Source organism: Streptomyces sp. NPDC048504, assembly GCF_043200035.1.
Lineage (GTDB): Bacteria > Actinomycetota > Actinomycetes > Streptomycetales > Streptomycetaceae > Streptomyces.
The window spans coordinates 278,841-292,464 of the sequence record NZ_JBICXA010000014.1; the positions used below are offsets into that span (position 1 = coordinate 278,841).

The following is a 13,624-nucleotide window of genomic DNA, read 5'->3' on the forward strand; positions in this document are numbered from 1 at the left end:
ACCTACTGGCTGTCGAGGCTGACGCCGACGGTCACCGGTTCGTTGACGAGCGTGACCCCGAAGGCGTCGTGGACCCCGGCGACGACCTCACGCGCGAGGGCGAGGAGGTCGGCCGTGGTCGCCTCGCCCCGGTTGGTGAGGGCGAGGGTGTGCTTGGTGGAGATCCGGGCGGGCCCCATGCCGTACCCCTTGGTGAAGCCGGCCTTGTCGATCAGCCAGGCGGCGGAGGTCTTGGTGTGCCCCTCCCCCGCCGGGTACGCGGGCGGCTCCACACCCTCCCCGAGACGCTCCTCCACGCGCGCGTGGAACGCGGTGAACTGCGCGTCGGTGAGGATCGGATTGGTGAAGAAGGAACCGGCCGACCAGGTGTCATGGTCCTCGGGATCAAGCACCATGCCCTTCCCGGCACGCAACGCGAGCACGGTCTCCCTGGCCTGCGCCAACGGCACCCGATCCCCGGGCTCGACGCCGAGGACGCGGGCCGTCTCGGCGTACTTCACGGGCGCGGACAGCCCATCCGCGTCCTCCAGTTCAAAGCGGACGCGCAGCACGACATACCGCTCGGGATCGGCCTTGAACCGGCTGTGCCGGTAGGAGAAGGCGCACTCCTCGTTGGTGAGGGTGACCGTCTCACGGGTGGTGCGGTCGTAGGCGACGACCTCGGTGATGGTGGCGGAGACCTCCTGGCCGTACGCCCCGACGTTCTGGATCGGGGTCGCGCCGGCCGACCCGGGAATCCCGGCGAGGCACTCCACACCGGCGAGACCGGCCTCCACGGTGCGGGCGACGGCATCGGTCCACACCTCACCGGCCGCCAACTCCAGCCGCGTGCCGTCGAGTTCGAACCCACGGGTGGCGATCCGCAGGGCGGTGCCCTCGAACCCCTTGTCCCCGATGACGAGGTTCGACCCGCCCCCGATGACCAGCAACGGCGTCCCGGCGTCATCGGCCGCACGCACGACGTCGATCACCTCGGCGTCGGTACCAGCGGTGACCAACCGGGTCGCGGGACCGCCCAGCCGGAAGGTGGTGAGGGGGGCGAGGGGAGCGTCGTGGAGTTCCTGCACGGGGCCAAGACTACGAGACGGGACTGACAAGGCTGGGGGTGGCGGGGTGTGGCTGGTCATTTCGGTGGGGGTGAGGGTACGGAACCGGTGAGGGTGCGGGTGGTGTGAGCGGGGCGGGGTGAGCGTCCGGCGAGTACTGGATGGAGCCGAGCGTCCGGTGCGGGCGGTGAGGGCGGGCGTCCGGCACCGATGGGACGCGGGTGCGCGTCCGACGCGAGGCGCTCATCCAGTACAGGGCGCCTTCAGTACAGGGCGCCAGACACGAGTACGGAGACCCCGCCCGGCACAAGGCACACGCCTCAGCACGAGGCCAGCGTCCGGCCCCGGGGCACCTCATCCGCCGAGCAGGCGTCCAGCAGCGCGTGCGCGCCGCATCCGACGCGAGCCCGCCCCCACAGCTACCCGGGCCGCACACACCCGTAGAACCTCACCACCGAAGCCGGACACACGCACGCGTGAAGCCCCACCCACGATCCCAAGCCCACGCGCGCGTGAAGCTCCCCCGGCAACAGCAGACGCCTCACGCACAAAGCCGCACGCACGCGTGAAGCCCCACCGGCGACGGCAGGGCCCACACGCGCGTGCGCAGTTGTCTCCGGTCAGCGACCGGCGTTCTCCAGTACCGAGTCGGGGTTGGAAGACCCCGCCGACTCCACGCTCCCCGCCGACTCAGCGGACGCGGACGTCGCCGCGAGCTCCGCTGCCCGCCGCCGCGTCGGGATCAGCAGTGTCGCGACTCCGGCGAGGGCGACCACCGCCGCCCCGGTGACCAGCGCGGGCTTCAGGCCGTCGACGAAGGTCTGTGCGGTCTGGTAGCCGCCCTGGGCCGAGAAGATGGACGCCATGATCGCGATGCCGAGGGCGCCGCCGACCTCGCGGAGGGCGTTGTTGGCGCCGGAGGCGATGCCCTGTTCCTGGGGGCGGACGCTGGACATGACCAGGTTGGAGGCCGGTGCGAAGAACAGGGCCATGCCGATGCCGCTGAGGATCAGGCCGGGCAGCTGCGCGCCGTAGGAGACGTCGGTGGTGACTACGTAGGACATGTAGCCGAGACCGGCCGCCTGGAGGAAGAGGCCCGCGGCGACGACCGGGCGGCCGCCGATGCGGTCGGAGAGGATGCCGGCGATGGGGGCGACGAGCATCGGCATGCCGGTCCAGGGGAGCATCCGCAGGCCCGCCTCGGTGGGCGAGTAGCCGAGGACACCCTGCATGTACTGGCTGAGCAGGAAGATCGACCCGAACATCCCGAGGAACATCAGCAGGCTCGCCGCGTTGATCCCGGAGAAGGCGCGGGAGCGGAACAGCCGCATCGGGAGCATGGGGTTCTTGGCGTTGACGCTGTAGATGATGAAGCCGGCGAACAGCGCGCCCCCCGCGAACAGTCCGGTGAGGACGAGCGAGCTGGTCCACCCGTCGGCGGGCCCGCGGACCAGGCCGTAGACGATCCCGAAGAGGCCGCCGCTGGCAAGCAGGGTGCCGGGGAAGTCGAGCGGGGCACCGGTGCCGTACGACTCGGAGAGGCGCAGGCGGGCGAGCGGGATCAGGGCCAGGCCGAGCGGAACGTTCAGCCAGAAGATCCAGTGCCAGGAGATGTGCTCGGTGAGGCTGCCGCCGATGAGGGGGCCTGAGGCGACGGCGAGTCCGTTGACCGCGCCCCATATGCCGTACGCCATCCCGCGCTTGGCGACGGGCACGGCCGCCGTCAGCAGGGTCAGTGTCAGGGGCATCATGATCGCCGCGCCGACACCCTGGACCGCGCGGGCCGCGATCAGGGACTCGATGCCGGGTGCCATGGCCGCGGCGGCGGAGGCGCCGGTGAAGACGGTGATGCCGACGAGGAAGAGCCGGCGGCGCCCGAACCGGTCACCGAGCGCCGCGCCGAACATCAGCAGGACGGCGAAGGTGAGCGTGTAGGCGCTCACGGTCCATTCCAGGTCGCCCAGTGCTCCACCGAGGTCTTTGCGGATGGACGGCAGGGCGGTGGTGACGACGAGGTTGTCCAGGGCCGCCATGAATCCGGCGACGCTGGTGATGACGAGGGCCCAGACCATTCCCCCGCGACGTGCGGTTGGCTCTGACATCGCTCCCCCAAAGGGTGCTCGTACCGATGATTAGTTATTGATGACTAACTTCGATGCTCACGAAAAGGCGCAGAATCCGCCTCTCCCCTGCCGCTACGACTTCTCCAGCCGACCGGTGACACGGGCCTCCGGATACAACCCCTCCCAGACCCGGTGCTCCGGCGGAAAACCCATGGCCGCAAGGGTGTTGATCAGCATTCCGTACGCCAGGAAGGTCGTGGTCTGGTCCACATCCGCCCCCAGAGGCAGATGCACGACGTCCCAGAGCTTCATCCAGCCCTTCCGCACGGCCTCACCGAACTCGTGGTCGCCCTCCGCCTCGGCGGCGGCCACCGTGATGTACGTCTGCATCTGCATCTGGAGCTTCTCGGGATGCTCCGTGATGAGCCGCACATAGCCGTCGGCCATGGCGCGCAGGGCCTCTTCGCCCTCCAGCCCCTTGGACGACTCCTCCATGACCCGGCACACGTCCTCGACACACCTGAGCGCGGCCGCCGCGAACATCGCCTTCTTGCCCGGGAAGAGCCGGAAGAGATACGGCTGCGAGACCCCGACCCGCTTGGCGATCGCCTCGGTGGAGGTCCCGTAGTACCCCCGCTGCGCGAACTCGGCGATCGCCGCGCGGACGACGCTCTCGCGCCTCTCTTCTGCGCTCATCCTGACCATGCGAGAAAGTTAGTACTCAATCACTAACTTAGTCAAGGGGTGTGGGGCATGGCACATGAGCGGGCGGACCCGGGGTCGACGATGTCACCGCCAGTCACCGGGGTGTCCGACATGTAAGGGGCGCCAGCAATGACCGACGCCCCTTACCTCAGCTCACGCCAGTCGTACGACCGCCCGTGACATCCCCAGCACCTTCTGGCCGGCGCTCATCGCCACCAGGTCCACACGGACCGTGTTGTCGTCGAGCTTGGCGGCGACCTTCGCGCTGACCTCGACGGTCGCGCCCTGATCGTCGTTCGGGACGACGACGGGCTTGGTGAAGCGGACGCCGTACTCGGCGACCGCGCCCGGGTCGCCGGTCCAGTCGGTGACCACGCGGATCGCCTCGGCCATGGTGAACATGCCGTGCGCGATGACGTCCGGGAGTCCGACCTCCTTGGCGAACTTCTCGTTCCAGTGGATCGGGTTGAAGTCCCCGGAGGCGCCCGCGTACTGGACGAGGGCGGCGCGGGTCACGGGGAAGGTCTGGGCCGGCAGTTCGGTGCCGACCTCGACGTCGTCGTACGCGATCTTCGCCGTCATGTCAGTTCTCCTCCGCCGCGCGGGCCACGAGCTTGGTCCAGGCGGTCACGACGTGCTCGCCGACCTCGTCGTGGACCTCGCCGCGGATGTCCAGGATGTCGTTGCCCGCCATCGACTTGATCGCCTCGATCGTGGAGGTGACCGTCAGACGGTCGCCGGCGCGCACGGGGCGGACGTAGACGAACTTCTGGTCGCCGTGCACGACGCGGCTGTAGTCGAGGCCGAGCTGCGGGTCCTGGACGACCTGTCCGGCCGCCTTGAACGTGATGGAGAAGACGAAGGTCGGCGGGGCGATCACATCGGGGTGACCGAGCGCCTTGGCGGCCTCCGGGTCCGTGTACGCCGGATTGGCGTCGCCCACCGCCTCCGCGAACTCACGGATCTTCTCCCGGCCCACCTCGTAGGGGTCGGTGGGCGGGTAGGTCCGCCCCACGAAGGACTGGTCGAGGGCCATGGCCCGGTACCTCCTGATGTTCCTGCTGCCGTGTCCTGCTGCTGGATGGAGAACGACGCGAGGCCGCCCCCAGACTTCGGGGACGGCCTCGTGTACGAGCCTGATTCTTATCGCGTTTCGCGGTGCGCGGTGTGCGCATTGCAACGCGGGCAGTGCTTCTTCATCTCCAGTCGGTCCGGGTTGTTACGCCGGTTCTTCTTGGTGATGTAGTTCCGCTCCTTGCACTCCACGCAGGCCAGCGTGATCTTCGGGCGGACGTCGGTGGCAGCCACAGGAGTGCTCCTTGACGAACGGATGGGACTATGAACGCATAACAGAGTAGCCGATCGAAGGACCGACCCCGCAATCGGCTACTGTCAGTAGCGGTGACCGGACTTGAACCGGTGACACAGCGATTATGAGCCGCTTGCTCTACCGACTGAGCTACACCGCTGCGATGCGATCAGTCCCCGTCTCGCGACGGGAACCTTTCACACCAGAGCCCCAATACGGAATCGAACCGTAGACCTTCTCCTTACCATGGAGACGCTCTACCGACTGAGCTATTGGGGCGAGCGATGAAGACATTACACGCTCGGCGACCGTTCGCCCAAATCCGTTTCGCGGCGCCGCTCCAGCCCCTTCCAAGGCCCTCCCAGAGGCCTCAAGGGCCCCTCCCGTATGGGGGACCACACCGGTACGACTATTGCGCTCCTCCCGGCCGTGAGCGGATCACCGCCCTAGGCTCGACTCACTCTGCGTGATCTTGCGCCCCTTTGCGCAGTCCCCTGCCCTGAGCCCCGAGCCCGCGAAGCCCTGAGCCCCTGGAGCGCGATGCCCGACAGCCAGCCCCAGCCGTCCCACTCGTCGTCTGGTCCGTCGGGTTCTTCAGGCTCGTCGGGACCGGCCGACCCGGCCGCGCTCCTGCTGTGCGGGGCCCGGCTGACCGACGGCAGGACCGTGGACGTACGGCTGGGCGGCGGGCGCATCGAGGCGGTCGGCACGGCCGGCAGCCTGGCGACGGACGCCACGCGCGCGTGCGGCGCGCGCGTGGACCTCAGCGGCTATCTCCTCCTCCCGGCCCCGGCCGAGCCGCACACGCACAGTGACACCGCCCTCTCGGCCGAGAACAGCGGACCCGTCTCCTACGACCCCCAGGACGTGCAGCGCCGCGCCACGGAGGCCGCGCTGATGCAACTCGGACACGGGGCGACGGCGCAGAGGGCACACGTGCGCGTGGGGGACGTCCAGGGGCTGGGCGCGCTGGCCGCCGTACTGCGGGCGCGGCGGGCGCTGCGGGGGCTGGCCGAGCTGACGGCGGTGGCGATGCCCCGGCTGCTGACCGGGGTGGCGGGGGCGGACGGGCTCGCGATGCTGCGGGACGCACTGAAAATGGGTGCCTCCGTAGTGGGCGGTTGTCCAGATTTGGACCCCGATCCGACGGGCTATGTGGAGGCGGTTCTGGAGGTCGCGTCCGAGCACGGCTGTCCGGTCGACCTGCACACGGACGCCGCCGACCCGACCCGCCTGGCCCGGCTGGCGGCCGTCGCGGGCGGAATGCGCCCTGGGGTGACACTCGGCCCGTGCGGCGGCCTGGGGCGGCTGCCTGCGGACACGGTCACGCGGACCGCGGACCAACTGGCCGCGGCCGGCGTGACGGTGGTCTGCCTGCCGCAGGGCGGCTGCGGCGGCGTGGACCGCCGGGGCACTGCTCCCGTACGGCTGCTGCGCACGGCCGGCGTCCAGGTCGCGGCGGGCAGCGGCGCCCTGCGGGACGTGTCCAACCCGGTGGGCCGCGGGGACCCCTTGGAGGCGGCCTACCTGCTGGCCTCGCGCCACGGGATGCGGCCCGAGGACGCGTACGAGACGGTGAGTTCCTCGGCACGCGCGGCGCTGGGCCTGCCCGAGGTACGGGTCGAGGCGGGATTTCCGGCCGAACTGCTCGCGGTGCGCGGCGACCGGCTCGCGGGCGCGCTGTCGCTGGCGTACAGCAGGATCGTGGTGCACCGGGGGCGCGTGGTGGCACGGACGAGCGCGGTGCGGGAGTACTGCAACACGGCGGCGGGCTCGGAGTTGGGGCTGCCCCGGCAGGGAAGGGGCGAGTTGTCGTGAGCCGCTACCGCTGCGCCGGGGCGTACGCCTGAGGCGCTACGGCTCGGGTCCGCGCGCCCGGCGCGTCCGTCGCGGGTGTGCGCCGCTGGGACGCGGCTGAAGTCATGCGGCGCGTGCGGCCGTCCGGGCGTACGGTCGAAGGCATGCGCATTGTCATCGCTGGAGGTCATGGTCAGATCGCGCTGCGGCTGGAGCGCCTGCTCGCCGCGCGCGGTGACGAGGTCGCGGGCATCATCCGCAACGCCGAACAGAGCGACGATCTACGGGCGGCCGGCGCCGAACCGCTGCTGCTCGACCTGGAGTCGGCCTCGGTCGAGGAGGTCGCGGCGCAGCTGCGGGGCGCGGACGCGGCGGTCTTCGCGGCGGGCGCGGGCCCGGGCAGCGGCACGACCCGCAAGGACACGGTGGACCGGGGTTCGGCGGTGCTGTTCGCCGACGCGGCGGTCCTGGCGGGCGTACGGCGCCATGTCGTCGTGTCCTCGATGGGCGCGGATCCGACGCACTCCGGGGACGGCGTCTTCGACGTGTATCTGCGGGCCAAGGGCGAGGCCGACGCGTACGTACGCGGCCTGGACGCGCTGGACTGGACGATCCTGCGCCCCGGTTCGCTCACGAACGACGCCGGCACCGGGCTGGTCCGGCTGGAGGCGCATACCGGTCTCGGCTCGATCCCGCGCGACGATGTGGCCGCCGTGCTCGCGGAGTTGGTGGAGACCCCGGCGACGGCCGGCCTGACGCTGGAACTGATCAGTGGGTCCGCGCCGGTTTCGGTGGCGGTGAAGTCGGTGGCGGGGAACTGAGGATCTGAGCAACTTGGAGTTCCCCGCCGGGCGGTGGCCCGCCGTCTAGAAGAGCGGCATCTGTCCGGGGAACTCCGGGACCACGTACCCGTCCAACGCGGGCTGTGCCGCCCCGAGTTCCGCCTGGCGGCGGGACCCGGGGCAGGACACGAGGTCGCCGGTCTCCCGCGCGCCGGGCGGGTCGTGCCGCGCGAACCGGCCGGCCACGACGGCGATTTCACGACGGCACTCGGGGCAGCTTCTGCGGCGTGACGACATGGGATCAGTCTGCCCCGCCGCAGGCCGAGTCGGCTGTTGAGGCTCGCTCAGCTGTGGGCGACGGTGAGGCCGTAGAAGGCGACGCGGGCGCCCTTGGTGGTGCTGTCCGAGGACGACTGGTTGTACGAACCGGCCTTGAAGTACTGCTTGTAGGCGTTGAACGACGACGGGATGGCGTAGTGCGTGGTGCTCCCGTTGACCGTCAGGTTGATGGTGTTTCCGCCCGAGACGCCGATCGTGTAGCTCCACGTCTTGCCGACCGACACGTTGCCCACGGTGTGCAGGGTCTGGCCGCCGGAGGGCGAGTTCTCGGTGCCGAGGACGATGTCGCCGCTGGAGCGGTAGTACAGCTCCAGCAGCGGCTTGGTGGAGGTGCCGCCGGTGCCGAGGTGTATCTGGCCGACGCAGACGTTCGACGTGACGGAGACGACCCGCAGCGTCGCCTTCATCGTGTGGGTGCCGCTGAGCGACCAGTCGGCCGCGCTGCCGCTGCGGTTCATCTCCCGCAGTTCGGAGCGGGCGTAGTTCGAGTTGGGGGTGGTGACGCCCTTCTCCGGCGCCCAGAAGGTCATCGCGCCGTCGCGGGTGTCCGTGTAGAAGTACGAGTCCTGGAAGCCGTTCGCCCCTTGGAGCCGGGACGACGAGATCGTCGTGGGCGAGCCGGGGGAACCGATCGGCTCCTGGAGCTGCCAGACCGACAGGTCGAAGTTCCCGCCGGGCGCGACGGAGGGGTCCGCCAGGGGGGAGGCGACGACGCCGGCGGCGCCGGTACTGCCCGACGCGGCGGGGGCCGTGAGGGCGAGGCCGCCGGTGACGGCGACGACGGTGGCCAGGGAGGTGAGCAGCGTACGCATGCGCATGGGGGGTGCCTTCCTGTCTGCTCTGTGGACTCGGTTGGCGGGGCAGGCGTTCACATGTATGAACTTTATGTTTCAACGTGAACGCGGTGTCGCGACAGTAGGGCTGTGGCACGGGCACGTCAAGGTTGGCGGCAGGGCGAAGGGGGCCGCGGGGACGGCTCTGCGACGTCCCGGAAAACCTCGGGACGTCCTCTGGAAGCCCTGGGGAACGACGAAAGGGTCTGTGATCAGCATTGCTGCTGATCACAGACCCTTTCGATCATGTGGCGGCGCCAGGGTTCGAACCTGGGTAGGCTAAGCCGGCAGATTTACAGTCTGCTCCCTTTGGCCACTCGGGCACACCGCCGGGGATGCTGCCCCTCGAACCGCTTTTCGGCGGTGCTCCGTGGCAACGACGTAAACGATACCCGATGCCCAGGGGTGCTTCGCCACCCGATTGACCGGCGCTCGGAGGGGAGGGGGTGGCTAGGCTTATGCGGATGCGGCCCGGGGCCTACACCGGGCTCGGCGGCTGCCCCGACGCACGCCGATACGCAGTGACACGCATCGATACGCACCCCGATACAAGGAGCCACAGGACATGGCCGACTCCAGTTTCGACATCGTCTCGAAGGTCGAGCGGCAGGAGGTCGACAACGCCCTCAACCAGGCCGCCAAGGAGATCTCTCAGCGCTACGACTTCAAGGGCGTGGGTGCCTCGATCTCATGGTCCGCCGAGAAGATCCTCATGGAGGCGAACTCCGAGGAGCGGGTCAAGGCGATCCTCGACGTCTTCCAGTCCAAGCTGATCAAGCGCGGCATCTCGCTGAAGGCGCTGGACGCCGGTGAGCCGCAGCTCTCCGGCAAGGAGTACAAGATCTTCGCGTCGATCGAGGAGGGCATCTCCCAGGACAACGCGAAGAAGGTGGCGAAGATCATTCGTGACGAGGGCCCCAAGGGCGTGAAGGCCCAGGTGCAGGGCGACGAACTGCGGGTCAGCTCGAAGAGCCGCGACGACCTCCAGGCCGTGCAGGCCCTGCTCAAGGGCAAGGACTTCGACTTCGCGCTGCAGTTCGTGAACTACCGGTAGAACCGCGCCTCGCGCGTCCGCCGCGCGCCGGTACGAGGAAGGGTGGGCATCCGTCGATGCCCACCCTTCTCGCCTGCTGGCTGCGGCACGGGGACGCGCTAGTTGCGCGAGTTGCCGAACAGGATGCGGTAGGCGATCAGGAGGACGAGCGCGCCACCTATCGCCGAGGCCCAAGTGGCGCCGTCGTAGAAGTTCTTGGCGACCGGGTGGTCCAGCCAGCGGGCCGAGATCCAGCCGCCGATGAACGCGCCCGCGACGCCGATGATGGTCGTACCGATGAAGCCGCCCGGGTCGCGGCCCGGCAGCAGGAATTTGGCGATGGCTCCGGCCAACAGTCCCAGGATGATCCAGCTGATGATGCCCATGCCGTGAACCTGCCCTCTCACGCTGTGCCTGCACTGATCCGGAGCTGTGAATTCCGCCCGGACAGGCTGTGTTCGTAGGTCCTTGCGCACGGCCTGTCGCTGCATGTTCCGCCGTGTCGATGAACAGGACGTCACGGATGCGTGTGGTGGTTGCAGGCATCGGTGGCCTGCGACGACCGCTCAGGATGCCTGCGCCGTCGTGCGGATACGGAAGTCGGTCCACGGTGTCGGTTCGCTGCCGCCTTCGTGGTCCTCGTACCAGCCCGTGCCGTCGAGCCAGGAGCGCAGCCAGTCGGCGAGGCTGGGCGCGTCGACGTACCACGCGTGGTCGGCCTCGTCGGCGTTCGGCTCGTACAGGAGGACCGTGGCCTGTGGAGTCCGGCAGTCCACGCACGCGTACATCGCGCAGCCCCAATGGGATATCGGCAGGACGCCCTCGGGCCAGGGCCAGTCGGGGTCCTTGTGTCCGCTCGCGCGGTTGGCGAGGTACTGCGTGACGGCGGCGGGCTCGCCGGCCGGTGGGTTGTCGAGGAGGGGCAACAGGCCGTACTCCGGGCCGAATCCGCCGTCTCCTATGCGTGTGTAGAGCGCGGCGAGCAGCGAGGGCAGGCGGAAGCCCAGGGCGGCCTCGGCGCGGGCCACCGTGGCCTCGTCCACGGGAGCGGGGAGTGAAGTCCAGCCCGACGGGCGGGTATTGCGGGCCTCGGCGGCCACCCGTGTCAGCAGGTGCTGCTCGTTCTCGGTCATGGCTTCATGGTGCCGCGCGCCACTGACAATCGGGCCCGCCTGTGGACAACCCGGCGGTTGTGGAAAACCGCTGGTCGTGCGCTCCGACTGCGGGCGTGGTGCGGTGACGAACGGTCAGGACAGGCGGACGTCGACGTGCCGTTCGGCGAGGAAGGCGAGCAGTTCCTCGAACGTCGGCGGCCGCCGGCCGGTGTGCGGGGTGACGTCGAGGCAGGCGCGGGCTACGGCGGCGTCGTGCCAGACGAGGGTGAAGGGCGGGGTGGCTCCCCAACTGCCGCGCAGGCAGTCGTTCAGAGCGTCCAGGCCCCAGCCGAAGTATCCGGCGGGGCCGTTCACCGCCTCGCCCAGGGCGCAGAAGAAGCCGGGTGCGTCGGTGATGTGGCTGCCGTCGAGGTGGTAGGTGGTGCCCGGCGGACGGTCCGAGGTGCCGTGGGTGTGGTTGGCCAGGGCCGTGTCGAGCCAGGATCGGCGGCCTGCGGCGTCGCAACCGGCCCAGCGGTTGGGTTCGGAGGGGCGGCCCTCGCCCCACAGGTCCCACACCTCCCGGGCCGCGAGCGGTGGGCGTTCCGACCAAGGGTCCAGGGTGAGATCGACCAGGCCCGGGCCGCGCGCGGACGGGATCCAGGCCCGTAACTCGCCCTCGGCGGCGGGCTGCACGGGCCGAGCGGACGAGTCGACGCGCACCACCTTGACGTGGCCCAGGTCCTCTTCCCCGCCGTCCAGTGCCGCCCGCAGCGCACCGCGCGGGGTACAGCCCAACAGGCGCAGGGGAGGCTCCAGTTGTTCGGGCCGGTCCTCCTGGACCTGGGCCACGTCCCGGCAGCCTCCCCATGGTTGGCCGTCCGCGCCCTGTACCCGGTAGCCCGGGGACAGGGGCGGGCGCTGCGGATAGTCGTAGAGGTTGTCGTCGGACAGCCTGCCCTCTACGGTGACGTCCCTCAGCGACAGGTCACGCGCGCAGGGACGGTCGCCTACGACGCGTACGTCCTCCAGCCGCCACTCGCCCTCTCCCCCGCCGGTCCTGTCGAGGGGCTCCAGGGTGAGTAGGCCGAGCGGTGCCGAACCGTCGGCACGCGCGCGTGCGAGGGCTGTTCGCAGGTCGCCCTCGGGTGCGCAGCCGAGCAGTTCGTACGTCACGCGCGCAGGTGGGGCCGGGTCGGCGAAGAGGTCGGCGGCGTCCTCGCACAGGGCCCAGGTCTCCTCGTAGCCGTGCTCGCCGGTGGACTCGGCACCTTCGTCGTACGACAGCAGGACGTACTTGGGCGCCCCCACCGCTGCCCGCCGTCAGCGGGTGGCGAACGGCTGGTCCGTGGGCACGATTTCGCGGCCCAGGGGGAACAGCGAGACGGGGATCAGCTTGAAGTTGGCGATGCCGAACGGGATGCCGATGATCGTGATGCACATGGCGATGCCGGTGACGATGTGCGCGAGGGCCAGCCACCAGCCCGCGAGGATCAGCCACAGGACGTTGCCGACGCAGGAGGGGGCGCCCGCGTCCCGGCGCTCGACCGTCGTGTACCCGAAGGGCCACAGGGCGTAGACGCCGATACGGAAGGCGGCGATGCCGAACGGGATGCCGATGATGGTGATGCACAGCAGCGCGCCGGCGAGCAGGTACCCGAGGAACAGCCAGAAGCCGCTCAGGACGAGCCAAATGACGTTCAGGATGGTTTTCACTGAGGGCGACCTGCCATCTTTTCGAGCCGGGCGATCCGCTCCGCCATCGGCGGGTGCGTCGAGAACATCTTGGAGAGTCCCTGGCCCGGGCGGAAGGGGTTCGCGATCATCATGTGGCTCGCGGTCTCGATGCGGGGCTCCGGGGGCAGCGGAAGCTGCTTGGTGCCGGCGTCGAGCTTGCGCAGCGCGCTCGCGAGGGCGAGGGGGTCTCCGGTGAGCTGGGCGCCGGACGCGTCCGCCTCGTACTCCCTGGAGCGGCTGATGGCCAACTGGATGAGGCTGGCCGCGAGGGGTCCCAGGATCATGATCAGGAGCATGCCCAGGATGCCGGGGCCGTCGTCGTCGTTCGAGCGGCCGATCGGGATCAGCCAGGCGAAGTTGACCAGGAACATGATCACCGAGGCGAGGGCGCCGGCGACCGACGAGATCAGGATGTCGCGGTTGTAGACATGGCTGAGTTCGTGGCCGATGACTCCGCGCAGCTCGCGCTCGTCCAGGATGCGCAGGATGCCCTCCGTGCAGCACACGGCGGCGTTGCGCGGGTTGCGGCCCGTCGCGAAGGCGTTGGGGGCCTCCGTGGGCGAGATGTACAGGCGCGGCATCGGCTGGCGGGCCTGGGTGGAGAGGTCGCGGACCATCCGGTACAGGGCCGGGGCCTCGAACTCGCTCACCGGGCGGGCGCGCATCGCGCGTAGCGCCAGTTTGTCGCTGTTCCAGTACGCGTACGCGTTCGTGCCCAGCGCGATCACGACCGCTACGACGAGGCCCATGCGGCCGAAGAAGCTGCCGATGACGATGATGAGTGCGGACAGTCCCCCGAGGAGAACTGCGGTCCTGAGCCCGTTGTGCCGGCGGTGCACGGTACGCCCTCCAAATCGTGCAGCAGGGGAACCCTTTGCTTGCTGAT

16 protein-coding genes and 3 tRNA genes are annotated in these 13,624 nt (G+C 69.8%); 3 read left to right on the forward strand and 16 right to left on the reverse strand.

Annotated elements, in window-relative coordinates:
* Positions 1–2: 2 nt before the first annotated feature.
* From ACGFY9_RS32145 to ACGFY9_RS32180, 8 genes are all read right to left on the reverse strand, one after another.
* Entirely contained in the window at positions 3–1,127 is a 1,125-nt protein-coding gene (locus ACGFY9_RS32145) for a UDP-N-acetylmuramate dehydrogenase (protein ID WP_393759945.1), read from the reverse strand.
* A gap of 539 nt (positions 1,128–1,666) precedes the next feature.
* Positions 1,667–3,148, reverse strand: coding sequence for a DHA2 family efflux MFS transporter permease subunit (locus tag ACGFY9_RS32150; RefSeq protein ID WP_393759947.1), 1,482 nt, complete (start codon positions 3,146–3,148; stop codon positions 1,667–1,669).
* Between the two features lie 93 nt (positions 3,149–3,241).
* Positions 3,242–3,814 carry a TetR/AcrR family transcriptional regulator gene (locus tag ACGFY9_RS32155; protein ID WP_393759949.1) on the reverse strand — a complete coding sequence of 191 codons (573 nt, stop codon included), beginning with the start codon at positions 3,812–3,814 and terminating at the stop codon, positions 3,242–3,244.
* Between the two features lie 153 nt (positions 3,815–3,967).
* Complete coding sequence (locus ACGFY9_RS32160) at positions 3,968–4,396, reverse strand: MaoC family dehydratase (RefSeq protein WP_266860859.1); 429 nt, start codon at positions 4,394–4,396, stop codon at positions 3,968–3,970.
* 1 nt (position 4,397) lies between these two features.
* Positions 4,398–4,850, reverse strand: a complete 453-nt coding sequence (locus tag ACGFY9_RS32165) for a MaoC family dehydratase N-terminal domain-containing protein (protein WP_393759952.1) — start codon at positions 4,848–4,850, stop codon at positions 4,398–4,400.
* Between the two features lie 107 nt (positions 4,851–4,957).
* Positions 4,958–5,122 carry a 50S ribosomal protein L33 gene (gene rpmG / locus ACGFY9_RS32170; RefSeq protein WP_003948671.1) on the reverse strand — a complete coding sequence of 55 codons (165 nt, stop codon included), beginning with the start codon at positions 5,120–5,122 and terminating at the stop codon, positions 4,958–4,960.
* 88 nt (positions 5,123–5,210) lie between these two features.
* Positions 5,211–5,283, reverse strand: a tRNA-Met gene (locus ACGFY9_RS32175).
* Positions 5,284–5,329: 46 nt separating this feature from the next.
* Positions 5,330–5,402, reverse strand: a tRNA-Thr gene (locus tag ACGFY9_RS32180).
* A 261-nt stretch (positions 5,403–5,663) separates the two neighbouring features.
* On the opposite strand from ACGFY9_RS32180, the gene ACGFY9_RS32185 reads away from it, so the two are divergent.
* Entirely contained in the window at positions 5,664–6,941 is a 1,278-nt protein-coding gene (locus tag ACGFY9_RS32185; RefSeq protein ID WP_393759954.1) for an amidohydrolase family protein, read from the forward strand.
* Positions 6,942–7,084: 143 nt separating this feature from the next.
* Positions 7,085–7,741, forward strand: a complete 657-nt coding sequence (locus ACGFY9_RS32190; protein ID WP_393759956.1) for an NAD(P)H-binding protein — start codon at positions 7,085–7,087, stop codon at positions 7,739–7,741.
* Positions 7,742–7,786: 45 nt separating this feature from the next.
* On the opposite strand, the gene ACGFY9_RS32195 is transcribed toward ACGFY9_RS32190, so the two are convergent.
* The 3 genes from ACGFY9_RS32195 to ACGFY9_RS32205 all read right to left on the reverse strand — a co-directional run bounded on the left by ACGFY9_RS32195 (position 7,787) and on the right by ACGFY9_RS32205 (position 9,205).
* A complete protein-coding gene (locus ACGFY9_RS32195; protein WP_033282563.1) occupies positions 7,787–7,999 on the reverse strand; it encodes a hypothetical protein in 213 nt (70 codons plus the stop codon).
* A 47-nt stretch (positions 8,000–8,046) separates the two neighbouring features.
* Complete coding sequence (locus ACGFY9_RS32200; RefSeq protein ID WP_393759958.1) at positions 8,047–8,859, reverse strand: polysaccharide lyase family 7 protein; 813 nt, start codon at positions 8,857–8,859, stop codon at positions 8,047–8,049.
* A 264-nt stretch (positions 8,860–9,123) separates the two neighbouring features.
* Positions 9,124–9,205, reverse strand: a tRNA-Tyr gene (locus ACGFY9_RS32205).
* A 234-nt stretch (positions 9,206–9,439) separates the two neighbouring features.
* Between ACGFY9_RS32205 and ACGFY9_RS32210 the strand changes: the two genes are divergently transcribed.
* On the forward strand, positions 9,440–9,928 hold the full coding sequence (locus ACGFY9_RS32210) for a YajQ family cyclic di-GMP-binding protein (protein ID WP_043682730.1): 489 nt from the start codon (positions 9,440–9,442) through the stop codon (positions 9,926–9,928).
* Between the two features lie 98 nt (positions 9,929–10,026).
* Here the strand turns inward: ACGFY9_RS32210 and ACGFY9_RS32215 are convergent, their stop codons facing one another.
* The 5 genes from ACGFY9_RS32215 to htpX form a co-directional block, all read right to left on the reverse strand.
* Positions 10,027–10,293: a GlsB/YeaQ/YmgE family stress response membrane protein gene (locus ACGFY9_RS32215; RefSeq protein ID WP_019061143.1), complete on the reverse strand. Its 267-nt coding sequence runs from the start codon at positions 10,291–10,293 to the stop codon at positions 10,027–10,029.
* A gap of 180 nt (positions 10,294–10,473) precedes the next feature.
* Entirely contained in the window at positions 10,474–11,040 is a 567-nt protein-coding gene (locus ACGFY9_RS32220) for an SMI1/KNR4 family protein (RefSeq protein ID WP_393759960.1), read from the reverse strand.
* Between the two features lie 114 nt (positions 11,041–11,154).
* Positions 11,155–12,312: a barstar family protein gene (locus ACGFY9_RS32225; RefSeq protein ID WP_393759962.1), complete on the reverse strand. Its 1,158-nt coding sequence runs from the start codon at positions 12,310–12,312 to the stop codon at positions 11,155–11,157.
* 12 nt (positions 12,313–12,324) lie between these two features.
* Positions 12,325–12,717: a YccF domain-containing protein gene (locus tag ACGFY9_RS32230; protein ID WP_266860840.1), complete on the reverse strand. Its 393-nt coding sequence runs from the start codon at positions 12,715–12,717 to the stop codon at positions 12,325–12,327.
* Complete coding sequence (htpX, locus tag ACGFY9_RS32235; protein WP_359608928.1) at positions 12,714–13,577, reverse strand: zinc metalloprotease HtpX; 864 nt, start codon at positions 13,575–13,577, stop codon at positions 12,714–12,716. The genes ACGFY9_RS32230 and htpX overlap by 4 nt, the downstream gene beginning before the upstream one ends.
* Between the last annotated feature and the right edge of the window lie 47 nt (positions 13,578–13,624).